The following is a 22,263-nucleotide window of genomic DNA, read 5'->3' as shown; positions in this document are numbered from 1 at the left end:
TAGTTAATAAAGCTACGAGCGCACTAAGAACAAACGAAATAATAATCAGATTTTTACTTTTACTTGTTGATACTATATAAAGAAGAAGAATTAATAAGTTGGCGGATGCCTGTAAAGAACTCTTAAAAAAACCTGCGTATCGGGTATAGCCACCGCTGCTGCCTATCTGAGATGAAGAAACGTCCATCCCGGCAATTTCATATGATACATTATACCAAGGGTAGTTAAAAAACCCGTTACAAATAACACCAAAGCATGACAATATAAAAATAAATAATATTATACGGCTTGTTTTTTTTTCCTTAATGTTTTCCATGATTATCCTTACCCCGTGATAACCCAGAAACAGAGGAAGAATAGCCCAAACACCGACAAATATTGCTGCCGGTTGGGATGATATCATGCTTATAAAAAGCAAATAGAATATAGTCACTGAAGCAATCATGCCATTTACGGTTATTTTTCTATAATACAAAACTAATATTATTGAGTAAATTTGAGTCAGTAAGATAAAGAGCTTTGGTATGGAAAACAAAAACTCCACGCCAACCATATGAAAGACCATCCTAAGAGGTCCTGCAAAGCATTCAAAAAATATAAAAATTAACAATGTTAGTCCAATGAGATTTTTCTCTACCCCCTTCATTGTCATTTTACACACTCATTTTACCGTTATAAACACAGAGATATTGGTCAGCTATTTCCCTGGGTTTAAAACGTTCTATAAGTGAGGAGTCAATAGCTTTTATTTCAGCAGTTACCATTTTATCGGCGAAGTCACGTTCAATATTATCAGTAATAATGATGTTAGGCAGGAGCATGGATAGCTCTGTCATTGCCCCAACCGGATTAGTGAGAACCAATTTATCAGCCAGTACACATTCAACCACCGTGCGCCCAAAGGGTTCATTCCACTTGATAGGAAGAACGACAGCATCAACCTGATTCAGAAAATCGTCCAGTTTCATAAAGCCCTTCACGGTCACATCAGATTTATTTGCCAGTCCAATTAGTGATTGCTGCTCTTCATTATTGATGAAGTTACCGGCAGCAATAAATGAATACTTTATTTTATTTTCACCCGCTATATTGCAGAAAACATCAAATCCTTTCTCTATTGATAACCTACCGATGAAACCGATTCTTTTAATATCTTTAACTTTACCTGAGTCTATTTTCGAGACAGCATTATAAATAACATGATGACCCGATTTTTTAAAGAAATCGCTATCGTAATGTTGCTTTTGGATAAATTGACTAATACCGACATACTCATCAACATTCCGGCTATATACTCTCTTTATCGCAGACCAAAATACAATGCTTTTATCTTTTGAACTCATCGTCTGGCCATGACTAAATAACGTGCTATTAGGATGAAAAAGATAATAGTCTCTTGAGGTGTGTATGAGTCTGACATTGCATTTTTTCACGGCCTTCCACAAAAGCACTGAGAATCCTGATATATTATTTGTATGAACAATGTCAGGAGAAAATGCTTTAATTTCTCTTAAAGCCTTAAAATACATTTTCACATTCAAATAATCAAACAGATGCCAGATTGCCTTTTTTAAAAAACTTTTATTTTCATTCGAAAATGGCCAATAGATATTAGATAAAGGTAACTTAATAAGCTCTACCCCATTAAGCATAGTAACTTCCCTTTGCCCCCCTTCGGTAAGACTTACGACTCTCACTATATGCCCTTGCAGCGCGAGTTCTTCAGCAAGAAGCTGAACGGAAACCTCAGCACCACCAATTCTGTAGGGGAAATACAATGTGTTGAATATCATTATTTTCATTTTATTTCCCATTCCTTCGAAGGTGCTGCATATTTATTAATCGGTAAATTATTTCATGATGAACATTCCGCATGAGAAAATTATCTCCTAGACGGGGATCAAAAAACCTATTTTCCTTTCTTATCGGCGTAAAAGTAATCATATTGACTATAACCATAACCATAGTAGCTACTCGCCTTTTTCAGCACGCCATTGAGAATGCAGCCTTTTATTTGTATGCCAACTTGCTCAAAACGCCTGATACTGACTTCCACTTCTTTAACCGTATTGGCTCCATAGCGAGCAACTAGCAATGATGTGCCGACGCAACGACCAATTATGGCTGCATCTGTTACGGCTAAAATAGGTGGTGTATCGATAATAACAAAATCATAATTATCTGAAGCCCAATCCAGTATCGAAATTAAGCGTTTTTGCATCAGTAATTCTGAAGGGTTAGGCGGTATTTTCCCTCTTGAGATAAAATCAAAGCCGATCTCCGGCACATGTTTCTCTATCTCGTTTATTTTTATTCTGCCGGAAAGAATATCCGACAACCCTTGCTCTCCTGTAAATCTGAAAAGTTTATGTGAATACCCTCTCCGCATATCTGCATCTATAAACAGTACTTTTTTCCCTGACTGCGAAATGGCCGCTGCCAGGTTACTGGCAATAAATGTTTTACCTGCGTTTTGGCTGGCACCTGAGATCATCAGGATATTATTTCTTGCCTCCATCATGGCAAAATGCAAGCTAGTTCGCAGACTTCGTATGGCTTCAATGGCTAAGTCTGCTGGGTTTTCTACTGCCAGGAATTTCATTTCAGATTGTATCTTCCTTCCCCCTCTCCTTTTTGTACTCCCTGATTTATTTTTCTTATTTAACCACTCAGAAAGTGGAACACTTGCATAAACACTGACCCCAACTTCTTCCAACTGCTCCGGAGATTCAATTCCACGGCGCACAAAAACCTTCAGTAAAACGAGTGCAAAAGAAACAAATAGCCCCGCGACAATACCGATTAAAACAACCAGCGTTTTTCTTGGTTTTACCGGTTTAGGTTGTGTTATTGCGTTGTCGATAATACGAACATTACCGATTGCACTGGATTTGGCGATGCTGAGTTCTTGCTGACGATTGAGCAACTGCATATAAATAGCTCTGCCAGAGTCGACATCTCGACTTAAACTTTCTACTTCTTGTTGAGTTGCCGGCATTGCCGTCACACGTTTATTTAGACTATCTCGCTCATGCCTTAAGGTCTGACGTTTTTCCAGCAAGGCCTTATACGTCGGATGGTTTTTAGTATAAAGTTGCGAAACCTCGGCCTCGCGAAACGTTAGTTCATTAAGCTGGCTGTCTACATTAACGATTTGCTCAAGTACCGATTTCGCTTCAAGCGATAAATCAACTGAATCCTTCTGGCGGCGGTACAGATTAAGTCTATCCTCAGCATCATTCAATTCACTACGTACAAGCGGTAACTGCTGATTCAGAAACTCCAGGCTTTTCGCATCTTGCGCAGCCTGACGGGCAATATTCTGATCCAGATAGTTTTGGCCAATATCATTAAGGACTGACGTTGCCAGCGCCCGGTCATCACTATTGAATGACAGGTTTAGGATTCCCGTATCTTTACCCTGTTCGTCGACAGTAAGCGCACTGGATAAACCGTTGATAGCATCTAATCGCGTTATATAGTTGACCGTGAATTGTGTTCCGGGTTCAGCATCCATACTTTGAACGTTCAGAGCAATGCCATCTTGTGTAATTAAGGTCCCCACTTCTCCATCCAGTTTGAAATTATCGCCTTCGACCCGGAAACGATGTTTATCGATAACGGTCAGCGTAATATTCGGCACATCATTACTGGTTTTAGGTATATACAGACGACTAATGCTCAGTTTTCCCGGGATCTCGCCGGTCATTCTTGCCCAGCCTCGCCCAAATACCGGAAAGTAATTCTGAGTAATCACAGCCTGCAAATTAAGATCATCAACGGTTTTGCCTAAAATCATCCTGGATTGCAACAATGCAATCTCAGGTTCAGAAACAGGCTGAGAATCCGGTAACATCTTGCTGATGCTATCGAGGATAGCATTACCTTTTTTTTGTTCAATCTGTATCATCGCTGTTGCCTGGTAAACAGGTGTGGCGAATAATGCATAGGTTACAGCCACAAGGGTGATAATAATTGTCAGAATAATGATCAGTTTACGGTGATCGAGAATTTCCCCATAAAGGCGTCCCAAATCGATTTCGTCAGAGTCTGGTGTTGCAGTTTTTTTTGAAATAGCTGATGACATGCGATGATTTCCTGAGAGATTAGGCGGTGAACTTCTGTGCCCAGCGTTGACAGGCCTGATCAATAAGCTGATAAACGGATTCAAATGCTTCCTGGCTTTTGCGATAGGGATCCGGAATTTCCCGATGTTCTGACCAGTGCCCCAGTAGCATGATTTTGCCTCTGGCATGGGGGACCATTTCGCTGATTTGTTCCAAGTGGCTATTTTCCATTACCAAAATAAGGCCGAACTCTCCGGCCATCGAAGACCGAAACTGTGTGCCTTTATGTCCCTCTAATGACACACAGTGCCGCCCGGAAACAATCACGGCAGTATCATCAGCCGGTTGATTAACCATTGCCATCAAACCAGCGGAACGGATCTTTTTTTCAGGAAAATATTGCTTCATGATCCGTTCGGCCATTGGCGAGCGACATATATTGCCGGTGCACACAATAAGAACTGAAGAGAACATAGTTAGTTCCACTGGTTGATGTAACGTGTGCCTTCAATCATGTCATGCACACCCGCAATGGTCGGGACGATCTGCGAGATCACACGGTTCCAGCGGACGATTGGTGCCGTGGTGACATAAACAATGTCGTAAGGTTGCAGCTGGAATTCGGTGCTCATCACCATCGAAGCGGCATCCTTCGCATTCAGTTGATAAATGTCCGCGATTTTGCCTTTGTTACTGCCCTTAAGCGGACGAATAACAAATATCCCGGAGGCATCTGCCATACTCTGCGCAATACCGTCGGAATTACCCAGCGCTTCGGCCAGCGTCATCCCGCTGCGGTCCATCTTCAGGGTGCTCTGCTTAGTGACTTCACCCATCACAAACACCTTCAGATCGTCGTTACGCGGTACGAACAAAATGTCACCGGGATACAACAACCGGTTCTGCGTCAGGTCGCCTTTTTGCATCAGGGCATGGAGTGAGATCTGCGTATCCTGGCCGTTGTGATTGAGCACTACGTTACGCCAGTCGGCATCCGGCGCTAATCCCCCGGCCGCATTGATGGCATCTATTACCGTCAGCGGAATGTTAGTAATGGCTTGCTGTCCGGATTTAACGACCTCGCCGGTGGTATAGATTTTTTGCGAACGGAATGCCGCGATGCTGACATCAACCTGCGGACTTTCTATATAAGTTGCCAGCCGCGAGCTGATTTCCTCACGAACCTGGGTGACCGTCTTGCCGGTCACTTTTAATTTTCCGATGTAGGGATAGAAAATCGTTCCGTCAGAATTTACCCAGTTGCCGGTATCGCTGGCACTTCTGTACTGGCCTGCGGGCGTGGTCAGCTCAGGGTGATCCCAGACGGTCACCATGAGGACATCCCCGACGCCAATGTGATATTCGTAATGTTTTAACTGCTCATCTAACTCTGGGTTAGGACGAGCCATGACGGTTGGCGACCTTAAACTGTCTACCAGCCAAGGAGTCAGTGGATAAATATTAACAAGTTTATCAATGTCATAATTATTGTCTGGCTGTTCAACGATTGCCTTTCCGGTGGTATTTAAACTCTGCCCCGGAATTATCGTACATCCACTTAATATCCCAAGTGTGGCTATCATTACAGAAATATTCAAAAAGCTTTTATTCATCATTTTATATCATCTGTAGTTCAGTTAAATATCTGAAATGGACAGGAAATACCTTCCATCAGACGGTGGAAATAATCATTCTGGCGTGACGAAAAATACCAATAAATACAATACCTTTAACGACAGCGAGAATTTCGGCTTACACCGAAACTCAGGTTGAAGATAAAGGGATTAATGAAAACGATGTGTGATTTTTAGAAGGAAAACTGATGCTTTATATAGCCACTACTTTTTCAGATAATTCATCAGTATGAACTAGTAAGCTCCTTCTTTTTTAAGTACAACGTTTACAGTTTTAAATAAAATGACTATGTCATTCCACATTGACCAGTTTTTTACATACCAGGAATCAAGGTATACCCGGGTAGAGTAATCGACCTCACTTCGTCCGCTCACCTGCCAAAGCCCGGTCATTCCCGGTTTACTGAGCAGGTAATACTCCACTTCATCGTAATAACGGTCGAGCTCGGCGGTAATAATCGGCCGCGGCCCCACCAGACTCATTTCGCCTTTCAGGACGTTAAAAAGCTGCGGCAACTCATCAAGGCTGGTCCTGCGCAGGAAATTACCGATGGCAGTAATGCGCGGGTCATATTTCAGTTTGAACGTCAGATCCCACTCCTGCCGCGCCTGTGCATTCGTCGCCAGTAATTCCTCCAGAACTTCCTTAGAATTAATGACCATCGAACGGAATTTCAGGCATTTGAAAGGCTTGCCATTATGGCCAATACGTTCATGGCCATAAATCGCCGGGCCACCGTCTTTTCTCACCTTACGGCTGATATAAAGGAGTAAAGGCGCGAGCAACACGATGATTGCCAGTGAGCCTGCAATATCGAACATTCGTTTGGCAGCGCGTGAAGACCATTTCGCCAGATTCTGATGCACCCTGAAAATCATTACTTCCTGGCTGAAGATGAATGACATATCGGTGTTGTCCAGTGGCATGCCGCGAAGACTCGGAATAACCGAGACAGAACGGTAGCCGTTAATCATAAACACCCGCAGCCAGGCGTTGCGGATACCGCTCTGATGCGACTCAACGGCCACAATAAACTGGGTCTTCTTATTGACGTTTTTGCGTACCCAGTTCTCGTCAGAAGGCATCACAGGTATGCCTTCAATCATATCTCCGGGCTGATCACCGCGTTCGCTGGAAATAAATTTAATGACCCGCAGACCGAGATTCCTGTCACTTTTAATCGCGTTGTATCCTTCCCGCGCATTATTGCCACTGCCAATAATAATCGCATCGCGTTCCCACAGGCCCAGTGAATCAAGTGCATGCTTGGTCATCATTCTTGCAACCGGCACCAGAATAAGAACCAGGGTCCAGGTCAGAACCCAGAGGTAACGGGAAAAATACCACTTAGCAAAAGCGATCACTGCAATTTCAAAGAGCGCAAAGATAAGCAGCGTACGCAGGATTTCTTTCAGCTCAAACCAGAAGGTTTTGCGATAATAATAATGCCGCAGACGCAGGTGGAACCATGCAACACAACAAATAGCCAGCAAGCCGTGAAGGGCAATCCACCCGGAAATCTGTGCAATCGGGATCCGTTGTTCAAAATTCGTCATGACCCCGCTGAGTATCCATTTAGCCAGATACAGAGAAAGAGTGAAGCTAAAAAAATCGGATAAAGCGAGTAATAAACTTGACCAAAGGTTCCTGGTGAGAAATGTCATATACACCTCACAACAATTAAAGATAATAATTCTCCCTCATGCGTTTGCCTGAAGGAATTTATTGATGATGAATAATGTGAAAACTGCATGAGTCAGATATCGAATAGTATAAGAATAAACAAAACGCATTGCGCGTAGAAAGGGCTACAAAGATTTATTTAATAAAAATCGAAATTCATAAAATAGCGGAGACTCACTAAATTTTTGCTATGCTACCGCCCTTGATTTACGGCCACCAATTTGCCAAATTAACTACCCGATAATATTGAACACAGTCAGTCCTCGCCATAACTCATTAAGCGATAGGACTCATATAGATTTAATAAAATTAAAATATAATTAGCAACTCATGCCAATAACACTATTTTAATTAACAAATATAGTTTAGGGAAAGGATTACATAAACGACTCCTGTCCATAGAGTGTCACAACGCTCCTTGCATTGACTTAATTTTTCTCTCTCTTAAATTCTCAATTTTTTGCTCATTTCCACCGCTATCAACGATGAGACCTGTACAATAAGGCCATAAGTGCTCAGTAGTTTTCTTAGTAAAAGGGTTCACTGGTGCTGACAAAACATTCTGTTATTTTCACCCAGATCTCTTGCTGATCACTTTAAGAATGATTTAGATATTTTAAAAATACTCTTTGATTCCATAATCAATAGCTATACATAAAATAAAACCATCAATAATAAATATACTTTCGCTAGTATAAAAACAGAACCAGTTGATCATTAAGTTTTTGTATCTTTTCAATAACATTCAACAAATGATGGCAACACATTGAAAAACAGACAGTTTTTGTTATTGATTTTTCTTAAAAAACTCCAAGCAAAGAATAGACTTAGAGGACGAAATAATAGGCCTATTAATATAACCTGTAAAGCCCCCTCTGCCGGATTCATCTTCTTCCCAGACCTTGCATCACACACATAATGAGTCGCAAACTCATCTGAGTTTAATTAAGAAATAGTGATATTTTATCTGTTAATGCTGCGTCCCACTGCGTGCTTATGCAGGAAAAACAAAGCTGAACTGCTGTTGGCGTCAACGCCTATTTTTCTTAAAGAATTGCACTTATGGACACTTATCGTCTTCACACTCAGTTTCAGAATATTTGATATGCTTGTCACAGACAGGCCGGACATCATCATCACCAAGACCTTCTCTTCCATCTTGGTGATATTATAATTAAAAGACTCCTTGTTAATCGTTATGCCCTGTAGCTGGATAAGCTGCTCCACCGTTGTTACCACTGCAGACAATTCTTTTTTATTTTTAAGAAATTTAAATTCTCTCTTAAGCAGAAGCTCCAGCATCAACATATCGACCGCAGATGACATAACCAGGATCCTTATCGGGTCCAATATATTCAGATTCTCCCGCAAAAACTCATAGCACCGATGGAAGCCGCCGCCTGATGGATCAATGATCAGATAATCCTTTGCATACAAATCCACCTCATCGCCCTGGTCATAAGAGATGACATCGTCAACGTAAGGTAGCTCCTTGGAGATTATTTCTTTCAACGCCAATTTTGTGTACTGGCACTCACTCCAAATTATTACCCGAGGCATTAGGCCGCCTAATTGTGAGGTTTTAAAAACACTGAACCTGCCCTGTCAAACCGGGGAAGAATAAAGCACTCTCATAACGCCATAAGAAAAAAGAATGTTAAAATTCGGTCTGAATCATATTTGAATCTTTTCAGTAACCGTAGGTAGAGTAATACGCAGCGAAAACTCTTCAAATCGTTTTTCTCGCTCATAATCACTCGCAATAATAGGTTTCACCGATCGATTTACATATTCTTATCGTTAATTTCATAGCTATTTTCTAGGCAAATTCTTACGAACATTCCTAATTACCGACGAAAGTGTGAGCTATACTACGCTTTAGCCCAGAATAACGGGCAGGGTCTAAGAATTTTCTCATTAAGGATTAGTCGCATTGATACATTTTTATCAGCACTTCTTTTATCTGAGTATATGTATTAATACAGAACATTAATCTATTTTAATGGATAATTTAGTTTTTATTTTTTACTGAAACTAATCTTAATTTTTCATTAGTGGGTGATTTTCTGAAAATTAAATTACGAAATATAAATTATTGGTTTTTCATGCACATTTATGCGTAGCAATTTGCATTCACAATTCAATTTTGTTTTTTTTAAAAGACCATTCCCAATAACGGGACAAATAGCCTTATTGCTTTAATTTCAGACAAATACTGGTAAGTGTCTGATTTTTATCTGATGGCAATGTATAGAGTATTCTTAAATAAATCCCCCGATTCGCGCCAGCTCTCTGTATGAAATACAGACGCGCTTTCCTTTAACGGTGGGTGGCAATCAGATATCCAGATGAAAATATAAAAAAGCAGGTTCTATATTCTGGAAGGGTTGCAGACAATAAACAGGATTTTCTGGCCAATAAAAACCCCACCTTGTGGCTGGTTTCAGAATGGATTATTTTTTAGCTTTGCTCTGATACCAGAACCGCCATGGTGTCATGGTTCCAGCGCGCGGAGGATGAGTTCAACGTCGGCGGGATACGAAATGTAATCACCAGCGTTCAGTTCGACCGGCGAATCTACGGCGCTGTTTGACGGCCCGCATTTTGGCGGATACGCTTGGGTTATTGGCGTCGGTGCGGCGCTGTTTTTAGCGTGGCGTAAAGCGCCGCAGATTGTGATTATTATTGTGGCAGCCGTCGTTACGGCACTGATGCGCTGGCTGGGTATTCACTAGCAGAAACAAAAATGGCTCCTGCGAAGGAGCCATTTTCAAATCAGCGTGAATTACGCCACGTCTTCGTATTGCGGTACCGGATTGCGGAAACTTTTGGTCATGCAGGCCAGGTAAATAAAGCCGATTGATCCCCAGATAAGCCCCAGCACCATCGAGCCTTCTTCCAGATTAACCCACAATGCGCCGACCGTCAGCGCGCCACACAATGGCAGCAGCAGATAATGGATATGATCCAGCACGGTTTTGTTGCGCTTCTCGCGGATCCAGAACTGCGAAATCACCGACAGGTTCACGAACGTAAACGCCACCAGCGCACCGAAGTTAATCAGCGCCGTTGCGGTGACCAGATCAAAGTTAATCGCCAGCAAAGCAATCGCACCGACCAGAATCACGTTAAAAGAAGGTGTGCGCCATTTCGGATGGATATAGCCGAAGTAACGTTTCGGGAATACGCCGTCGCGCCCCATCACATACATCAGACGGGATACGCCGGCATGTGCCGCCATACCGGAAGCGAGCACGGTGATACTGGAGAAAATCAGCGCGCCAAACTGGAACGCCCTGCCCGCCACCTGCAACATGATTTCCGGTTGTGAAGCGTCCGGGTTTCTAAAGCTGGAGATATCCGGGAAATAGAGTTGCAGGAAATATGTCGCCGCAATGAATATCACGCCGCCAATTAATGCCGTCAGGAATATGGCCCGCGGGATCACACGCTCTGCATCTTTGGTTTCTTCCGACAAGTTACTGATGCCATCAAAACCGGTAAAGGAGAAACACAGAATAGTCGCACCGGTAATCATTGGCACGGTATGCGCATTCTCGCCCCAGAAAGGTTTGGTGCTGGCGAGCGTACCGTAACCGGTGCCGTGATCAACGCCATAAATCACCATGCCGGTGATCACGGTGATCAGCACAATCTGTAAGATCACCACCAGCGTATTAATGTTGGCGACGGTTTTAATACTGCGCAAATTCGACAGCGTCATAAATCCGACCAGCACGACCACAAATATCCACGAGGGAACCGAAGGCACCAGCGCTTCAAAATAGATTTTTGCCAGCAGGATGTTAATCATCGGCGCGAATAAGTAATCGAGCAGCGACGACCAGCCGACCATAAAGCCGACTACCGGATGAATCGCTTTTTGCGCGTAAGTGTAAGCCGAGCCCGCAGAAGGATAGCGGCGCACCAGCTTACCGTAACTCAGCGCGGTAAACAGAACGGCGATCAGCGCAAACGCGTACGCCGTCGGCACATGGCCGTCAGTCAGGCCGGAGACAATACCGAACGTATCGAACAGTGTCATGGGTTGCATATAGGCCAGGCCTATCATGACAACCGGAATCAGCGTAAGAGTCTTACGCAATTCCACGCGGGAGGCGGTACCCGTAACGACGTTATCCGACATGATGTGTAATTCCCATGATAGATAACGCGGCATAGTGAGAGTGCTGCACCATTAATGTTTCCTTGCGACATGACTGTCGGTATCTGAAAGTAAATATCTATCCGGTACTAAGCCCGGCCTCTGTTTTTGAATGTTTTCTTGTACGAAGAATACCTTCGCCAATGAAGAAATAACGGTTAATCCCCGGTTTGCGGGGGCGCATATTTTGCCCTATTACGTAATGAAATGACAAGGCAGGGAAGAATAAACAGAGGCATTAAATAAAATAACCAGCAAAAACTGGCACGTATTGTCAAAACGGGTTTCAGGGAGTTTTAGAAATTGTTCTCAGCATGTGAAACAAACATGAATTACAGGTTATTGCCGTTATTAATATTCGAATTCTGGCGCATAAATATAACCTTCAGGCCTGTTTTGTAACATTCAGACCGTTCCCCGTTCTACTCCAGACGACGGACCCCGCTCAGAACGCACCTATGGGCAAAATCCGAAAAAATCGCCCCCGGAAGTCTTTTTCTATCAGACTGTTTACAACGCCGGATGAGTAACGCTTCGTCTGGAGCCCGCTGGGAGGTCTGCCAGCATGGCAGACAGAGATTGTGCCATGATGAAAGTCATTCGCTGTTGTTGTTTAAAGTTTGTGCTATAAATTTTGCATAAGAAAAAAGTAATGTGAGCTTTCTTTCGCGCAGCAATGATTTATGGGGTGGAACGTGTCTCTTTCTATTTCTGAATGGACGATGGCTAACGACATTGAGTGCTCGCATCTTACCGCGAGTAATTCTTCATTTCCGCGCCATACTCACGATGAATACGTCATCAGTGCCAATCTGACCGGCACGGAAGAAATCTGGTTGCATGGTAAAACCGAGCTGGTGCGCGGCGGCGAGATAACGATTTATAATCCGGCCACCATTCAGTCCTCACTGTTTGGCGAAGATAAAGTCGAATTCCTCAGCGTACATATTCCGCAGTCGTTACTGCGTCAGGTATCGGTCGATCACAATCTGCGTTCAGACCACTGTGCACCGGTACTCAAAGAAGGCGTGCTGAATAATCCGGCGCTGTTTTCCGCGCTGTGCCATTACAAACGCACGCTCAACGACGACGATCAGGAGCAAAATTTACTGTGGCTGCTCGGCGCGTTGCTGGAGGAACCGGCCAGAGAACAGGAACAATCGCAGCGCCCTGTCCAGCTCGCTCTCGATTTTATGCGTGAGCATCTGACGCGGAAAATTCATCTTGATACGCTGGCTCAGGTCAGCGGACTGAGTAAGTTCCATTTTGTCCGCCTGTTCCGCCAGCACATCGGCATGCCGCCGCTGCAATACCATATGCAGCTACGTTTACTCGAAGCCCGCAATCAGCTGCGCAAAAACGACAATGCGCTGGACGTGGCGATCCGCCTGGGTTTTTACGATCAAAGCCATTTCATTAACACGTTCCGCAAGATGATGGGGATCACTCCCCATCATTATTCGCTGTCGCTCAACGCCTCACAGCCCATGAGTCAGGCGCTTACACGATAAATTCGCGATAACCGGTGATCACGACATACAACGCGAAGTAAGAGAAAATCACCGCAGAGGCCATGTAAGAATATCTGAGCATTTTGGTACCCAGCATTTTTCCGCCCAGGCTGCCGACCGAGCAAATCACCACCGTCCAGAATACGCCGGCGATGAAAAAGCCGCCCAGAAACCATGACGCATCTGCCGTCCCGCCCTTTCCCATACGGGAAATCAGCGCCCCGCCGACGGCAGCAAACCACAAAATTGCCGTCGGTGAGGACATCGCCAACACAATGCCGCGTCCGAAATTACGCAACACAGATCGTTGCTGAACGTTGTCCCCCGAACTCAGGTCTTGTGCCGGAGCCAGCGCAGCGCGGATCATTTTGTAGGTAAACCACATCAGCATCAGCGAGCCGCCGACCCACAACACCCAGCGCACGCTCTGGTATTGCAGCAAAATTGTCATCCCTGCCAGCGCCAGAACAGCGTAAATTAAATCGCCGATGCAGGTGCCGATACCCAGCCAGAATCCGTGAAAATAACCGCGTTGCATCGCAAGTGTCATCATGGCGATATTGGCAATCCCGATGTCCAGACACAGCGACAGACTGAGCATAAATCCATTTGAAAACGGCATCATAGCGGGACTCTCTTGATTAGCTGGTTGTATTCGATCATGTCATTGGTCGTGCCCAGACGGGCCATCAGAACCTCAACATCTTCAGGATTGTTATGCGGACAATGTTGCTGCATGAAAGCCTGTGCGCGCTCAGTATCACCGCCCAGCAGCTCTTCGCTCATCAGTCGGGTCAGGCCCGCCATCTGGGTAAAGAACAGCTCAGGATGGAAATCTATTGAACCGGCTTTCAGTTCAATGCAACCGTGCTCCCGCAGATAATTGAACTGGATCCATGCCGCGCCGGCATCGGGATAACTTGACGGGCCGCGGCGCAGATAGCGCAGCATTTCGAGAAAATAAATGCGCGCCAGCACCGTGCGGTCGAGCTGCAATCCGTCCGCAACCTGCGGAGTCAAACACATCAGCAGGCCAAACTGATCCGCCAGCGCTTCCTGCACCATCATTGAACCCCAGCGGTCAATTTTGCTGAGTTTCGGGAAGACGTTTTCATTACGCACCAGCGAATGTCCAAGGTCATGCCCGCGGAACCAGGCAATCAGATAACGCTGACACACCTGACTGTCCGGCAACCATTCTTCTGCCCAGCCCATTTTGGCGGCTTCGGTGCGCGAAAACAGTTCGAACAATTGCTGATAGGTATTGGCAAATACCACGGTGCGTTTCACCGGGGAATATTTCAGCCCTTCGTCTTCTGGGAAGAAATACGCGAAGTGTTTCGGATACGTATTGGCCTCACCCGCAATGCCGAACAAATTGATAATTTTGTACGCACAGCCCGGCATCGCCAGTAAATCCGCAGCGATTTCATTTTGCAGATACAGCAGACTTTCCGGAAACAGACTGTCCATCACATCCGAGATTTCCTGCAATACCGGCGCGGGTTCGCCAAACCAAGAGGAATAAAAACTTTGTTTGGATTTACCGACCCAGGTCGACGTATTCCCGATCCCCAGCACCAGTTGCTGCTCGTTCAGACCGGCGATCTGCGGCAGAACTGTTTTCCACAACTGTCATCCGCGAGGATCTCCGCGCGAAGAAACAGACCGCGGCGTGTGTCCGGATCGTCAAACATCGGCGCCAGACGAAAACACTGAATCGACATCTCCTCACGCAGCGCATCCAGCAAACGGCTTTCACAGGCTGCTTCCAGCTGATTTATCGCCTCTGTCAGGCGCAGGCAATAGTGAATGGTTTGCAGAGCTTTGGGATTTAAATGGTCCGGAGCATCCAGATCCATCATTGAAACCTGGTATGCCGCAGCAGCTGGCCAAAATGACGTAGTAAACATAGTTTCAGACCCTTGAGCGCAATGGAGTAAACCTACTAAATCACTCCGCTGCTAACGGGTATTGGAAGAAATTGCGCATAAGTCTGAACGCGTGATATTGCTCCCAGCGACTACAGTTAACGTATCCGTCTTTTTCTGCCAGGTATTTGACATCATGAGTTTATCTTTGCGCCATTATCTGCACGTGCGTGGCCGTTTACTGATCTCGATAATGGCCGGTCTGATTTGCTTCTTTGCGCTTCCCGCGCATCTGGGGATTTTGCAGCGCCTGATGACCGGCTGGAACGTGCTGGCGTGGATTTACCTGTTTTTCCTGTGGTTTCGCATGCTGCGTACCGAAGCAAAAGATATTCCGCATATCGCGAAAACTCAGGATGAAAGCGCCACCCTGGTACTGACGCTGGTCACACTGACCTGTCTGGTGAGTATTCTGGCGATCCTGATGGAACTCGGTTCTCTCAAAGAGCTGACGGGAACCGCAAAAACTCTGCACATTCTGCTGACCGCGACCACGCTGATTGCCTCCTGGGCGCTGCTGCCGACGTCGTTCGCTATGCATTACGCCCATCACCACTATCTGCGGCGGACGAAAGACGTAACACCGATGATCTTCCCGGAAAAGCCCGCCGAACCCGGCTACTGGGATTTCCTCTATTTCTCCTTCACCATTGCCGTCGCCTCACAAACCGCCGACGTCGCCACCGGCACCACAGATATGCGCCAGATTGCCCTGTTGCAGTCGGTTATTTCCTTTGTCTTTAATCTGGCGATTTTAGGCTTTTCGATTAACGTCGGGGCGGGATTACTGAGCTAGTGATTGAAGTAATGCACTGCTATTCATAGGATTTTCCGCAGAGTTCACTGTAACGGGAAAATAAGTGGGAAAACACCGAATTTAGACTTCTATACGTCTAAAACTTAGTGTAGGTTTTTACAATATTTTCCCAATCTGGTTACGTTTAAGGAACTCCATTTATGCGCACTCCGTTAGTTGCTGTGACACTCCTTGCTGCCACACTGTTTTCTGCTGCCTCTTTTGCCGGTGCGACGCTTGATCGCGTGACCAAAACTGGCGTACTGCGCAATGCCATCGTGAACGACTATCCGCCATTTGGTTTTATTGATGACAATAACCAGCTGGCCGGTTTTGACGTGGATGTGGCGAAAGCCGTGGCGCAGCGCATGGGCGTAAAACTCGAAATCATCGCGCCGGGCTGGGAAACCATTGTCGGTGGAAAATGGCAGGGGCGCTGGGACACCTGTATCTGTTCGATGACGCCAAATACCGAGCGCGCCAAAGTGCTGGATTTCCCGACAGCGTATTACAGCTCACCTGCGGTGCTGGTGGTCAATAAGAAAGATGACCGCATTAAATCGGCAGCCGATCTGAGCAACAAAAAAATTGGTGTCGGCATCGGTTCATCCTACGAAACCTACCTGCAAAAAACGCTGGTGATCCCCGGCAGCAAGCCGATTGTCTTCCCGTTCGATAACGTTCAGGTTATTCCAAGTGATGAAGAAGTGGCCTTCCAGAATCTGGCGCTCGGACCGGGCGTTCGCCTTGATGGCGTGGTATCGGATTTAGCCACGGCTAACGCCCGAATCAAACGTGCACCGGTATTTAAAATTGTCACTGAACTCTACGCAGAACCGAACTGGGTCGCGACCGACAAAGGCGACGCAGAGTGGGATAAGAAAGTGGCGGACACCATTAAATCGCTGCGTGACGACGGCACGCTGGCAAAAATCTCCCAGCACTGGCTGGGTGAAGATATTACGCACGAGGTACCGTGATGCCGCAAATCCCGGACAGCCAGCCGAAAGTGGAAGCCCCGGAGCGCTGGCACCACGCACACGCGTTTAAATTCAAAACCGGGCTGACGTGGCTGATTTTACTCAGTCTGCTGCTCGGCGCGTTCAGCAAAATGGGGCTGGACTGGAGCCTGATCAGCCAGAAACTGCCTTTCCTGCTGGGTCTGCGTCTGTCACCGGACGGCTTTATTCAGGGCGCGGCGCTGACCATTATGATCACCGCCTGCTCGATGTTTTTCTGTCTGCTGATTGGGCTTATTACCGCGCTCGGGCGGATGTCTGAAAATGCGCTGGCCTTTGGCTGTGCGACGTTTTACGCCTCGCTGTTTCGCGGGACGCCGCTGCTGGTCCAGGTGCTGATTATCTATCTGGCGCTGCCTCAGGTAGGTATTGTGCTCGGTGCGCTCAGTTCCGGTATCATTGCATTATCCATGAACTACGGTGCTTATCTGGCGGAAACTATCCGCAGTGGCGTGCTTTCGGTACCGCGTGGTCAGCAGGAAGCCGCACTGGCGCTGGGCGTGTCACGCTGGACGGTAGCCGTTCACGTGACGGCACCACAGGCCCTGCGCATTATTATTCCACCTGCCGGATCGATGTTTATATCGATGCTGAAAGACTCCTCTCTTGTCTCGCTGATGGGGCTGTGGGAGCTGAATTTTCTGGCACAATCGTACGGGCGCAGCACTTACCGTTATATGGAAATGCTGGCGACCGCGGCGGCGATATACTGGATTATGTCGATCGTACTGGAGCTGTTGCAAAGCCGCCTTGAGCGCCGTTTTGCACAAGGGCAGCGCCGATAATGTTATAGTTTTCAATCACTTTTGGATTTTTCATCAACGGGTACGCCATGTCTTTTCCTGAAGATTTTCGTTTAATCAGCTATCTTTCGCGCCTCGAGCACGCCGTCCGTTTTCCGCTGTCGTCGTCTTATCCGGAATCGATGAGCATCGATACCCTGTTTGAGCTTGCGGGAAAACAGCATCGTGCGCCGTTCATGCAAACCATTCTGGATTACCCGCCGCTGCGCGGAACGCCTGAGTTGCTGGACGCCATCGCCTCGACCTATAAAAATGTGACCGCACAGGACGTCATCAGTTTTGCCGGTGCCGACGAAGCGATTTATGCCAGCTTCCAGATGCTGCTCAAATCCGGCGATCACGCGGTGGTGATCACCCCCAACTATCAGTCGCTGGAGAGCGTGCCGTTATCGCGGTGTGAAGTCACCGGCGTGGCACTTGAGGAAGATAACGACTGGGCACTGGATACCGGTAAAGTGCGCGATGCGTTACGGGACAACACCAAAGTGCTGGTGATTAACTTTCCGCACAATCCGACCGGCGCGCTGATCGGCCGCCAACAGCTTAATGATCTGGTTGAGATGTGCCGCGAGCGCGGGATCTGGATCTTCTCCGACGAGGTGTACCGTCTGACGGAGTTCGATCCGGCCGATCGTCTGCCGCAGCTGGCGGATATTTACGAACGCGGGATCTCCCTGAATGTGACCTCCAAGGCTTACGGCTTACCGGGCCTGCGCATCGGCTGGGTGGCGTGTCAGGATAAAGCGTGGATGCTGGAACTTGAGCGCATGAAGCAATACCTGTCGATCTGCAATTCCATGCCCGGCGAGTTTCTCACTACGGTAGCACTCAATGCCCGTGCACCAATACTGGAGCGGGTCATGGAGCGCTCACGCCGTCAGCTCATAACGCTCACCAAATTCCTGGCGAAATACCCGCATCTTTTCCGGCTCTCCGTGCCAAAAGCCGGTGTGCTGGCATTCCCGCGGTATACCGGCACAGAAGGTGCAGAAGCTTTTGCCACGCAGCTGGTGGAAGAAGCCGGTGTGATGGTGATTCCTTCCATCGCCTACGCGTCAGAGCTGAATACCGTGTCTGAAGATTTCCTGCGTATCGGTTTTGGCCGTGAAAATCTCGATGAAGCGCTGGGTGAAATGGGTAAATGGCTGGAGAAACACTGATGCAAAAGCTGAGATTGAAATTGCTCAGCCCAGCACCTGTTTTTCGGTCAGAAAATCGATAAATACCCGCACTTTTGGCAGCATATGGCGGCTGCTCGGCCACACTACCGAGAATTTGCCGCCCTCTTTCAGATACGGTGATAACACCGAAATCAGCTCGCCGGACGTCAGATAATCCCGCACGATAAATTCCGGCACATACGCCAGTCCTAATCCCTGCAACGTCGCCTGTAAAATCGACTCCAGATTATTGCTGCTCAGTGCCAGCGGCAGCTCCGGCGGCGTCAAGCCTGTCATCTCCCATTCCTGCCACTGACCGTTACCCGGAAACCGGTAGCGCAAACAGGCGTGCTGATAAAGGTCATCAGGATTAAGCGGCACCGGATGCTCAGCAAAATAGTGCGCAGCGCCCACTATCGCAAAGCGGAACGGCCCGAGACGCCGCGACATCATCTGCGAACTGCTCAGCTCGCCGCTGCGAATGGCAATATCAAAACCTTCATCAATGACATCCACCATCCGGTCGCTGAAATCCAGATCCAGCTCCACGTCAGGATAACGCTGGCGGAATTCCGGCAGGTGCGGCAGCAGCATGCGGTAACCGATGGCCGGTGCGGTGATACGCAATTTTCCACGCGGTACGGCGGAAATCCGCACCAGTTCCTGCTCGGCATCTTCCAGTTGCGAGACGATATTCTGGCAGCGTTCGAAAAACAGCTGGCCTTCGTCGGTCAGGCTGATACGCCGGGTGCTGCGGTTGAACAGCCTCACACTGAGTTTTTCTTCCAGGCGCGCCACGCTTTTGCCGACCGCCGAGGCAGAAATGCCCATCCGTTCTGCGGCTGCGGCAAAACTCTGACTCTGCGCCGCACGGACGAATGCCAGCAGACCGTTGAGGTTTTCCATTTTCGATTTCCGTTTATTCAAGCGTTTTAGTCCTTAATCATCGGACTTATGGCCTGTTTCCGCAAGATTGCTGACATTTTATCATCGTCATTATCATCAACTGCCGGAAGAAGCCATGAACTCAACAACAATACAGTCAGCGGGCAGCCTGCGGGTTTTATTTACCGTGTGTCTGGCGGCGGTCATTTTGCCGCTCAACTTTGTCAGCGGCGCGGTAGCCACGCCCGCCATTGCCCGTGAACTCGGCGGCAGCGCGCAGGCGCTGAGCTGGATAACCAATTCATTTATGCTGACCTTCGGCTGCTTTCTGATGGCCGCCGGCGCGCTGGCCGATGAACTGGGACGTAAAAAAGTGTTTATCAGCGGCGTCTCGCTGTTTGCATTGCTGTCGTTATTGCAGGCTTTCAGCAGCAGTTTGCTGTGGATCGATCTGCTGCGCGCGGCACAGGGCATTGCCGCCGCTGGCGCACTGGCAGGCGGCGCAGCGGCTCTGGCACAGGAATTCGACGGTGCGGCGCGCACCAGGGCGTTCAGTTTGATGGGCAGCAGTTTTGGCATCGGGCTGGCCTTCGGCCCTTTACTGGCTGGTGTACTTATCGCGAATTTCGGCTGGCGCTCGGTGTTTTTCTCCGCCACGGTAATTGCCGTGCTTTCGCTGATAACAGGCGCGACCCGGATGCGTGAAACCCGCAATCCGCAGGCGACGGGTATTGACTGGCCGGGCACAGTCACCTTTACCGCCATGCTGGCGCTGCTGACTTGGGCGCTGATGGAAATCCCGCAATCCGGTCTGCACAGTCCGCTGGTACTTTCGCTGCTGGCTGCTGCGGCTTTTCTGCTGGCGCTTTTTGTGGTCGTGGAGCGGCGGGTAAAAAACCCGATGCTCGATTTATCGTTGTTCCGCTACATCCGTTTTATCGGTGTGCAGGCGCTGCCGCTGGCCACCGGTTTCTGTTTTGTGGTGCTGCTGGTGATTTTGCCAATGCTGTTTATCGGCGTTGAAAATCTTAGTGAAGAACGCGCCGGACTGATGATGATGGCGCTTTCCGTGCCAATGCTGGTGGTTCCGCTGCTGGCGGCATGGCTGACGCGCTGGGTGTCCGCAGGCCTGTTATGTACATCAGGTTTAGTAATTGCCGCCGCCGGTTTAGGCTGGCTGAGTCAGGCGGTGCTGGCGCAGAATATGACCGCGATGATTGCGCCGATGGTGATCATTGGCATCGGTACCGGTCTGCCGTGGGGGCTGATGGATGGATTGTCGGTGAGCGTGGTTCCCAAAGAGCGCGCGGGCATGGCGACCGGGATTTTCAGCACCACGCGTGTGGCCGGAGAAGGCGTCTCGCTGGCGATCGTCGGAGCCATTCTTTCGGCATTAACGCACAGCGCACTGACGGCGAATTTTACGGCGGGTGACATCAGTCAGGCCGCGCAGCGGCTGGCGACCGGTAATCTCGCCGTGGCACAGCAGCTTATTGCGCAGGCCAGCACGGCGCAGCTTCAGCAGCTTTATGCCGCTGCACTGCACCCGCTGTTGCTGTGTCTGATGGCCATTACGCTGGTTTCGGCGCTGGTGGTACTGCTGGCACTGCGGGGCAATCATCAGGAAGCACCTGACACGGTGCCCGCCGCTTGTCAGAAGGACCTGTCGCCGTAATCCGCTTCCAGCACCGGACGCAGCCGCGCATAGATTTCCTCGATCTCTGCCGGGATCTCCACTTCTGCAATAAAGCCCGCACCCCGCGGGCCATAACCGCCCGGCGCATTGCGCAGACGTGGGATTTCACCGAGCAATAACGACACAAATCGTGGCAGAGACCACAGGCTGTGATTCCCTTCTCCGGCAAAGCGCAGCCCTTCGCCTTCGCGTTCCAGCTGAGGAACCAGCACCGGCCAGTTCAGGAATGTCACTTCAGGACGATCGCGCCAGACATGGCGGAAACTGGCGTCGGTGCGCAGTTGCATCAGCGGATCCTGCACCAGCGTGATGTGGGTGTCGTGGTTATCGACCAGATCCAGCACCCGCCGCGCCTGTAACGCATTGTCGCCGCAGTTAGTTGAGCCGGTTTCCAGCAAGATCTGCTTTTGTGGCACTGCGCAGCACTGCACGGCAATATCGTTGAGCACTTCAGCTTCACTGCGACCCGATGTATGGATGTGCCGGTAGCGCGGATGCGTTTGCACCGCCTGATACAGTAAACCGGTCGAGTGCCCGATCCCTCCGGCAATCAGCAACCGGGAAACTGAACCCTGCACCACCGCCTGAAACGCCGCTTCGGCGGTCGGCAGAATCGCGTTGCCCAGCAGGATAGCCAGAGAAGGTTCACCCACCGGCCCCTTTCCTGAAGTCTGATCAAAAGCCAGAAAATGCGCCAGCCGGTTCATATCGTTAATCACGGACTCAGTAAACATTCCGGTCTCCGGTTAAAAAATTCTGATATCAGAAGAGCTTATGACCACACAAAAAATGGTTAATTAATCTCATCCTTTCCACGTCATAAGACAATCATAAATAAAATTAAACGCAAATTAACAGAGTAAAACTCCGATAATTTTCTGTTAATGGAATTTTTGTCCTTATTGGCGTAAA

General features: G+C 48.1%; 19 protein-coding genes and 2 pseudogenes. 7 read left to right on the top strand and 14 right to left on the bottom strand.

Translation table 11 applies throughout. From position 1 onward, the window contains the following. The 8 genes and pseudogenes from D6C13_RS23095 to D6C13_RS25975 form a co-directional block, all read right to left on the bottom strand. Positions 1-652 (bottom strand): hypothetical protein (locus D6C13_RS23095; RefSeq protein WP_147408200.1); only part of this gene is annotated, 652 nt, incomplete at its 3' end. 1 nt (position 653) lies between these two features. Then, on the bottom strand, positions 654-1,802 hold the full coding sequence (locus D6C13_RS23090) for a glycosyltransferase family 4 protein (RefSeq protein WP_120135002.1): 1,149 nt from the start codon (positions 1,800-1,802) through the stop codon (positions 654-656). Between the two features lie 107 nt (positions 1,803-1,909). Then, complete coding sequence (locus tag D6C13_RS23085; protein ID WP_120135001.1) at positions 1,910-4,087, bottom strand: polysaccharide biosynthesis tyrosine autokinase; 2,178 nt, start codon at positions 4,085-4,087, stop codon at positions 1,910-1,912. Between the two features lie 19 nt (positions 4,088-4,106). Continuing rightward, complete coding sequence (locus tag D6C13_RS23080) at positions 4,107-4,541, bottom strand: arsenate reductase/protein-tyrosine-phosphatase family protein (RefSeq protein WP_120135000.1); 435 nt, start codon at positions 4,539-4,541, stop codon at positions 4,107-4,109. A gap of 2 nt (positions 4,542-4,543) precedes the next feature. After that, positions 4,544-5,683 carry a polysaccharide export protein gene (locus D6C13_RS23075; RefSeq protein WP_482822414.1) on the bottom strand — a complete coding sequence of 380 codons (1,140 nt, stop codon included), beginning with the start codon at positions 5,681-5,683 and terminating at the stop codon, positions 4,544-4,546. Between the two features lie 252 nt (positions 5,684-5,935). Further along, positions 5,936-7,366 (bottom strand): undecaprenyl-phosphate galactose phosphotransferase WbaP, encoded by a 1,431-nt coding sequence (gene wbaP / locus D6C13_RS23070; RefSeq protein WP_120134999.1) that lies wholly within the window; start codon positions 7,364-7,366, stop codon positions 5,936-5,938. Between the two features lie 982 nt (positions 7,367-8,348). Beyond that, positions 8,349-8,903 carry a helix-turn-helix domain-containing protein gene (locus D6C13_RS23065; RefSeq protein WP_244212768.1) on the bottom strand — a complete coding sequence of 185 codons (555 nt, stop codon included), beginning with the start codon at positions 8,901-8,903 and terminating at the stop codon, positions 8,349-8,351. A gap of 942 nt (positions 8,904-9,845) precedes the next feature. Further along, positions 9,846-9,966, bottom strand: a pseudogene (locus D6C13_RS25975) (transcriptional regulator); the annotation flags it as partial. Between the two features lie 13 nt (positions 9,967-9,979). Between D6C13_RS25975 and D6C13_RS25970 the strand changes: the two are divergent. After that, positions 9,980-10,120, top strand: a pseudogene (locus D6C13_RS25970) (AzlD domain-containing protein); the annotation flags it as partial. 50 nt (positions 10,121-10,170) lie between these two features. Here the strand turns inward: D6C13_RS25970 and D6C13_RS23055 are convergent. Then, complete coding sequence (locus D6C13_RS23055; RefSeq protein WP_120135006.1) at positions 10,171-11,532, bottom strand: APC family permease; 1,362 nt, start codon at positions 11,530-11,532, stop codon at positions 10,171-10,173. A gap of 713 nt (positions 11,533-12,245) precedes the next feature. Between D6C13_RS23055 and D6C13_RS23050 the strand changes: the two genes are divergently transcribed. Further along, positions 12,246-13,061 carry a helix-turn-helix domain-containing protein gene (locus tag D6C13_RS23050; protein WP_120135005.1) on the top strand — a complete coding sequence of 272 codons (816 nt, stop codon included), beginning with the start codon at positions 12,246-12,248 and terminating at the stop codon, positions 13,059-13,061. Here the strand turns inward: D6C13_RS23050 and D6C13_RS23045 are convergent. Genes D6C13_RS23045 through D6C13_RS25965 form a run of 3 tightly spaced genes read right to left on the bottom strand, consistent with a single transcriptional unit; the run spans position 13,051 to position 14,974 of the window. Beyond that, positions 13,051-13,686, bottom strand: coding sequence for a LysE family translocator (locus D6C13_RS23045; RefSeq protein WP_120134997.1), 636 nt, complete (start codon positions 13,684-13,686; stop codon positions 13,051-13,053). The two genes, D6C13_RS23050 and D6C13_RS23045, sit on opposite strands and share 11 nt — an antisense overlap. Further along, positions 13,683-14,693 carry a hypothetical protein gene (locus D6C13_RS23040; RefSeq protein WP_244212766.1) on the bottom strand — a complete coding sequence of 337 codons (1,011 nt, stop codon included), beginning with the start codon at positions 14,691-14,693 and terminating at the stop codon, positions 13,683-13,685. The genes D6C13_RS23045 and D6C13_RS23040 overlap by 4 nt, the downstream gene beginning before the upstream one ends. Next, the gene (locus D6C13_RS25965) at positions 14,657-14,974 is read right to left on the bottom strand and encodes a hypothetical protein (protein ID WP_244212765.1); all 318 of its coding nucleotides are present in this window, start codon (positions 14,972-14,974) and stop codon (positions 14,657-14,659) included. Before D6C13_RS25965 ends, D6C13_RS23040 begins: the two co-directional genes overlap by 37 nt. A 154-nt stretch (positions 14,975-15,128) precedes the next feature. Here D6C13_RS25965 and D6C13_RS23035 point away from each other — a divergent pair, with 154 nt between their 5' ends. From D6C13_RS23035 to D6C13_RS23020, 4 genes are all read left to right on the top strand, one after another. Beyond that, entirely contained in the window at positions 15,129-15,788 is a 660-nt protein-coding gene (locus tag D6C13_RS23035) for a DUF1345 domain-containing protein (protein ID WP_120134996.1), read from the top strand. Between the two features lie 161 nt (positions 15,789-15,949). Continuing rightward, complete coding sequence (locus tag D6C13_RS23030) at positions 15,950-16,768, top strand: transporter substrate-binding domain-containing protein (protein WP_120134995.1); 819 nt, start codon at positions 15,950-15,952, stop codon at positions 16,766-16,768. Next, a complete protein-coding gene (locus D6C13_RS23025; protein ID WP_120134994.1) occupies positions 16,768-17,592 on the top strand; it encodes an amino acid ABC transporter permease in 825 nt (274 codons plus the stop codon). The genes D6C13_RS23030 and D6C13_RS23025 overlap by 1 nt, the downstream gene beginning before the upstream one ends. A 47-nt stretch (positions 17,593-17,639) precedes the next feature. Beyond that, the gene (locus tag D6C13_RS23020; protein ID WP_120134993.1) at positions 17,640-18,770 is read left to right on the top strand and encodes an aminotransferase class I/II-fold pyridoxal phosphate-dependent enzyme; all 1,131 of its coding nucleotides are present in this window, start codon (positions 17,640-17,642) and stop codon (positions 18,768-18,770) included. A gap of 24 nt (positions 18,771-18,794) precedes the next feature. Here D6C13_RS23020 and D6C13_RS23015 read toward each other — a convergent pair whose 3' ends face one another. Further along, positions 18,795-19,676, bottom strand: a complete 882-nt coding sequence (locus tag D6C13_RS23015) for a LysR substrate-binding domain-containing protein (protein WP_120134992.1) — start codon at positions 19,674-19,676, stop codon at positions 18,795-18,797. Positions 19,677-19,791: 115 nt separating this feature from the next. On the opposite strand from D6C13_RS23015, the gene D6C13_RS23010 reads away from it, so the two are divergent. Then, a complete protein-coding gene (locus D6C13_RS23010; protein ID WP_120134991.1) occupies positions 19,792-21,330 on the top strand; it encodes an MFS transporter in 1,539 nt (512 codons plus the stop codon). Here D6C13_RS23010 and D6C13_RS23005 read toward each other — a convergent pair. After that, positions 21,309-22,085, bottom strand: coding sequence for a YdcF family protein (locus tag D6C13_RS23005; protein ID WP_120134990.1), 777 nt, complete (start codon positions 22,083-22,085; stop codon positions 21,309-21,311). The two genes, D6C13_RS23010 and D6C13_RS23005, sit on opposite strands and share 22 nt — an antisense overlap. Positions 22,086-22,263 lie beyond the last annotated feature (178 nt).

The sequence above is a fragment of the Rahnella woolbedingensis genome (assembly GCF_003602095.1).
Lineage (GTDB): Bacteria > Pseudomonadota > Gammaproteobacteria > Enterobacterales > Enterobacteriaceae > Rahnella > Rahnella woolbedingensis.
This window is presented reverse-complemented; position numbering and strand designations above follow the sequence as displayed.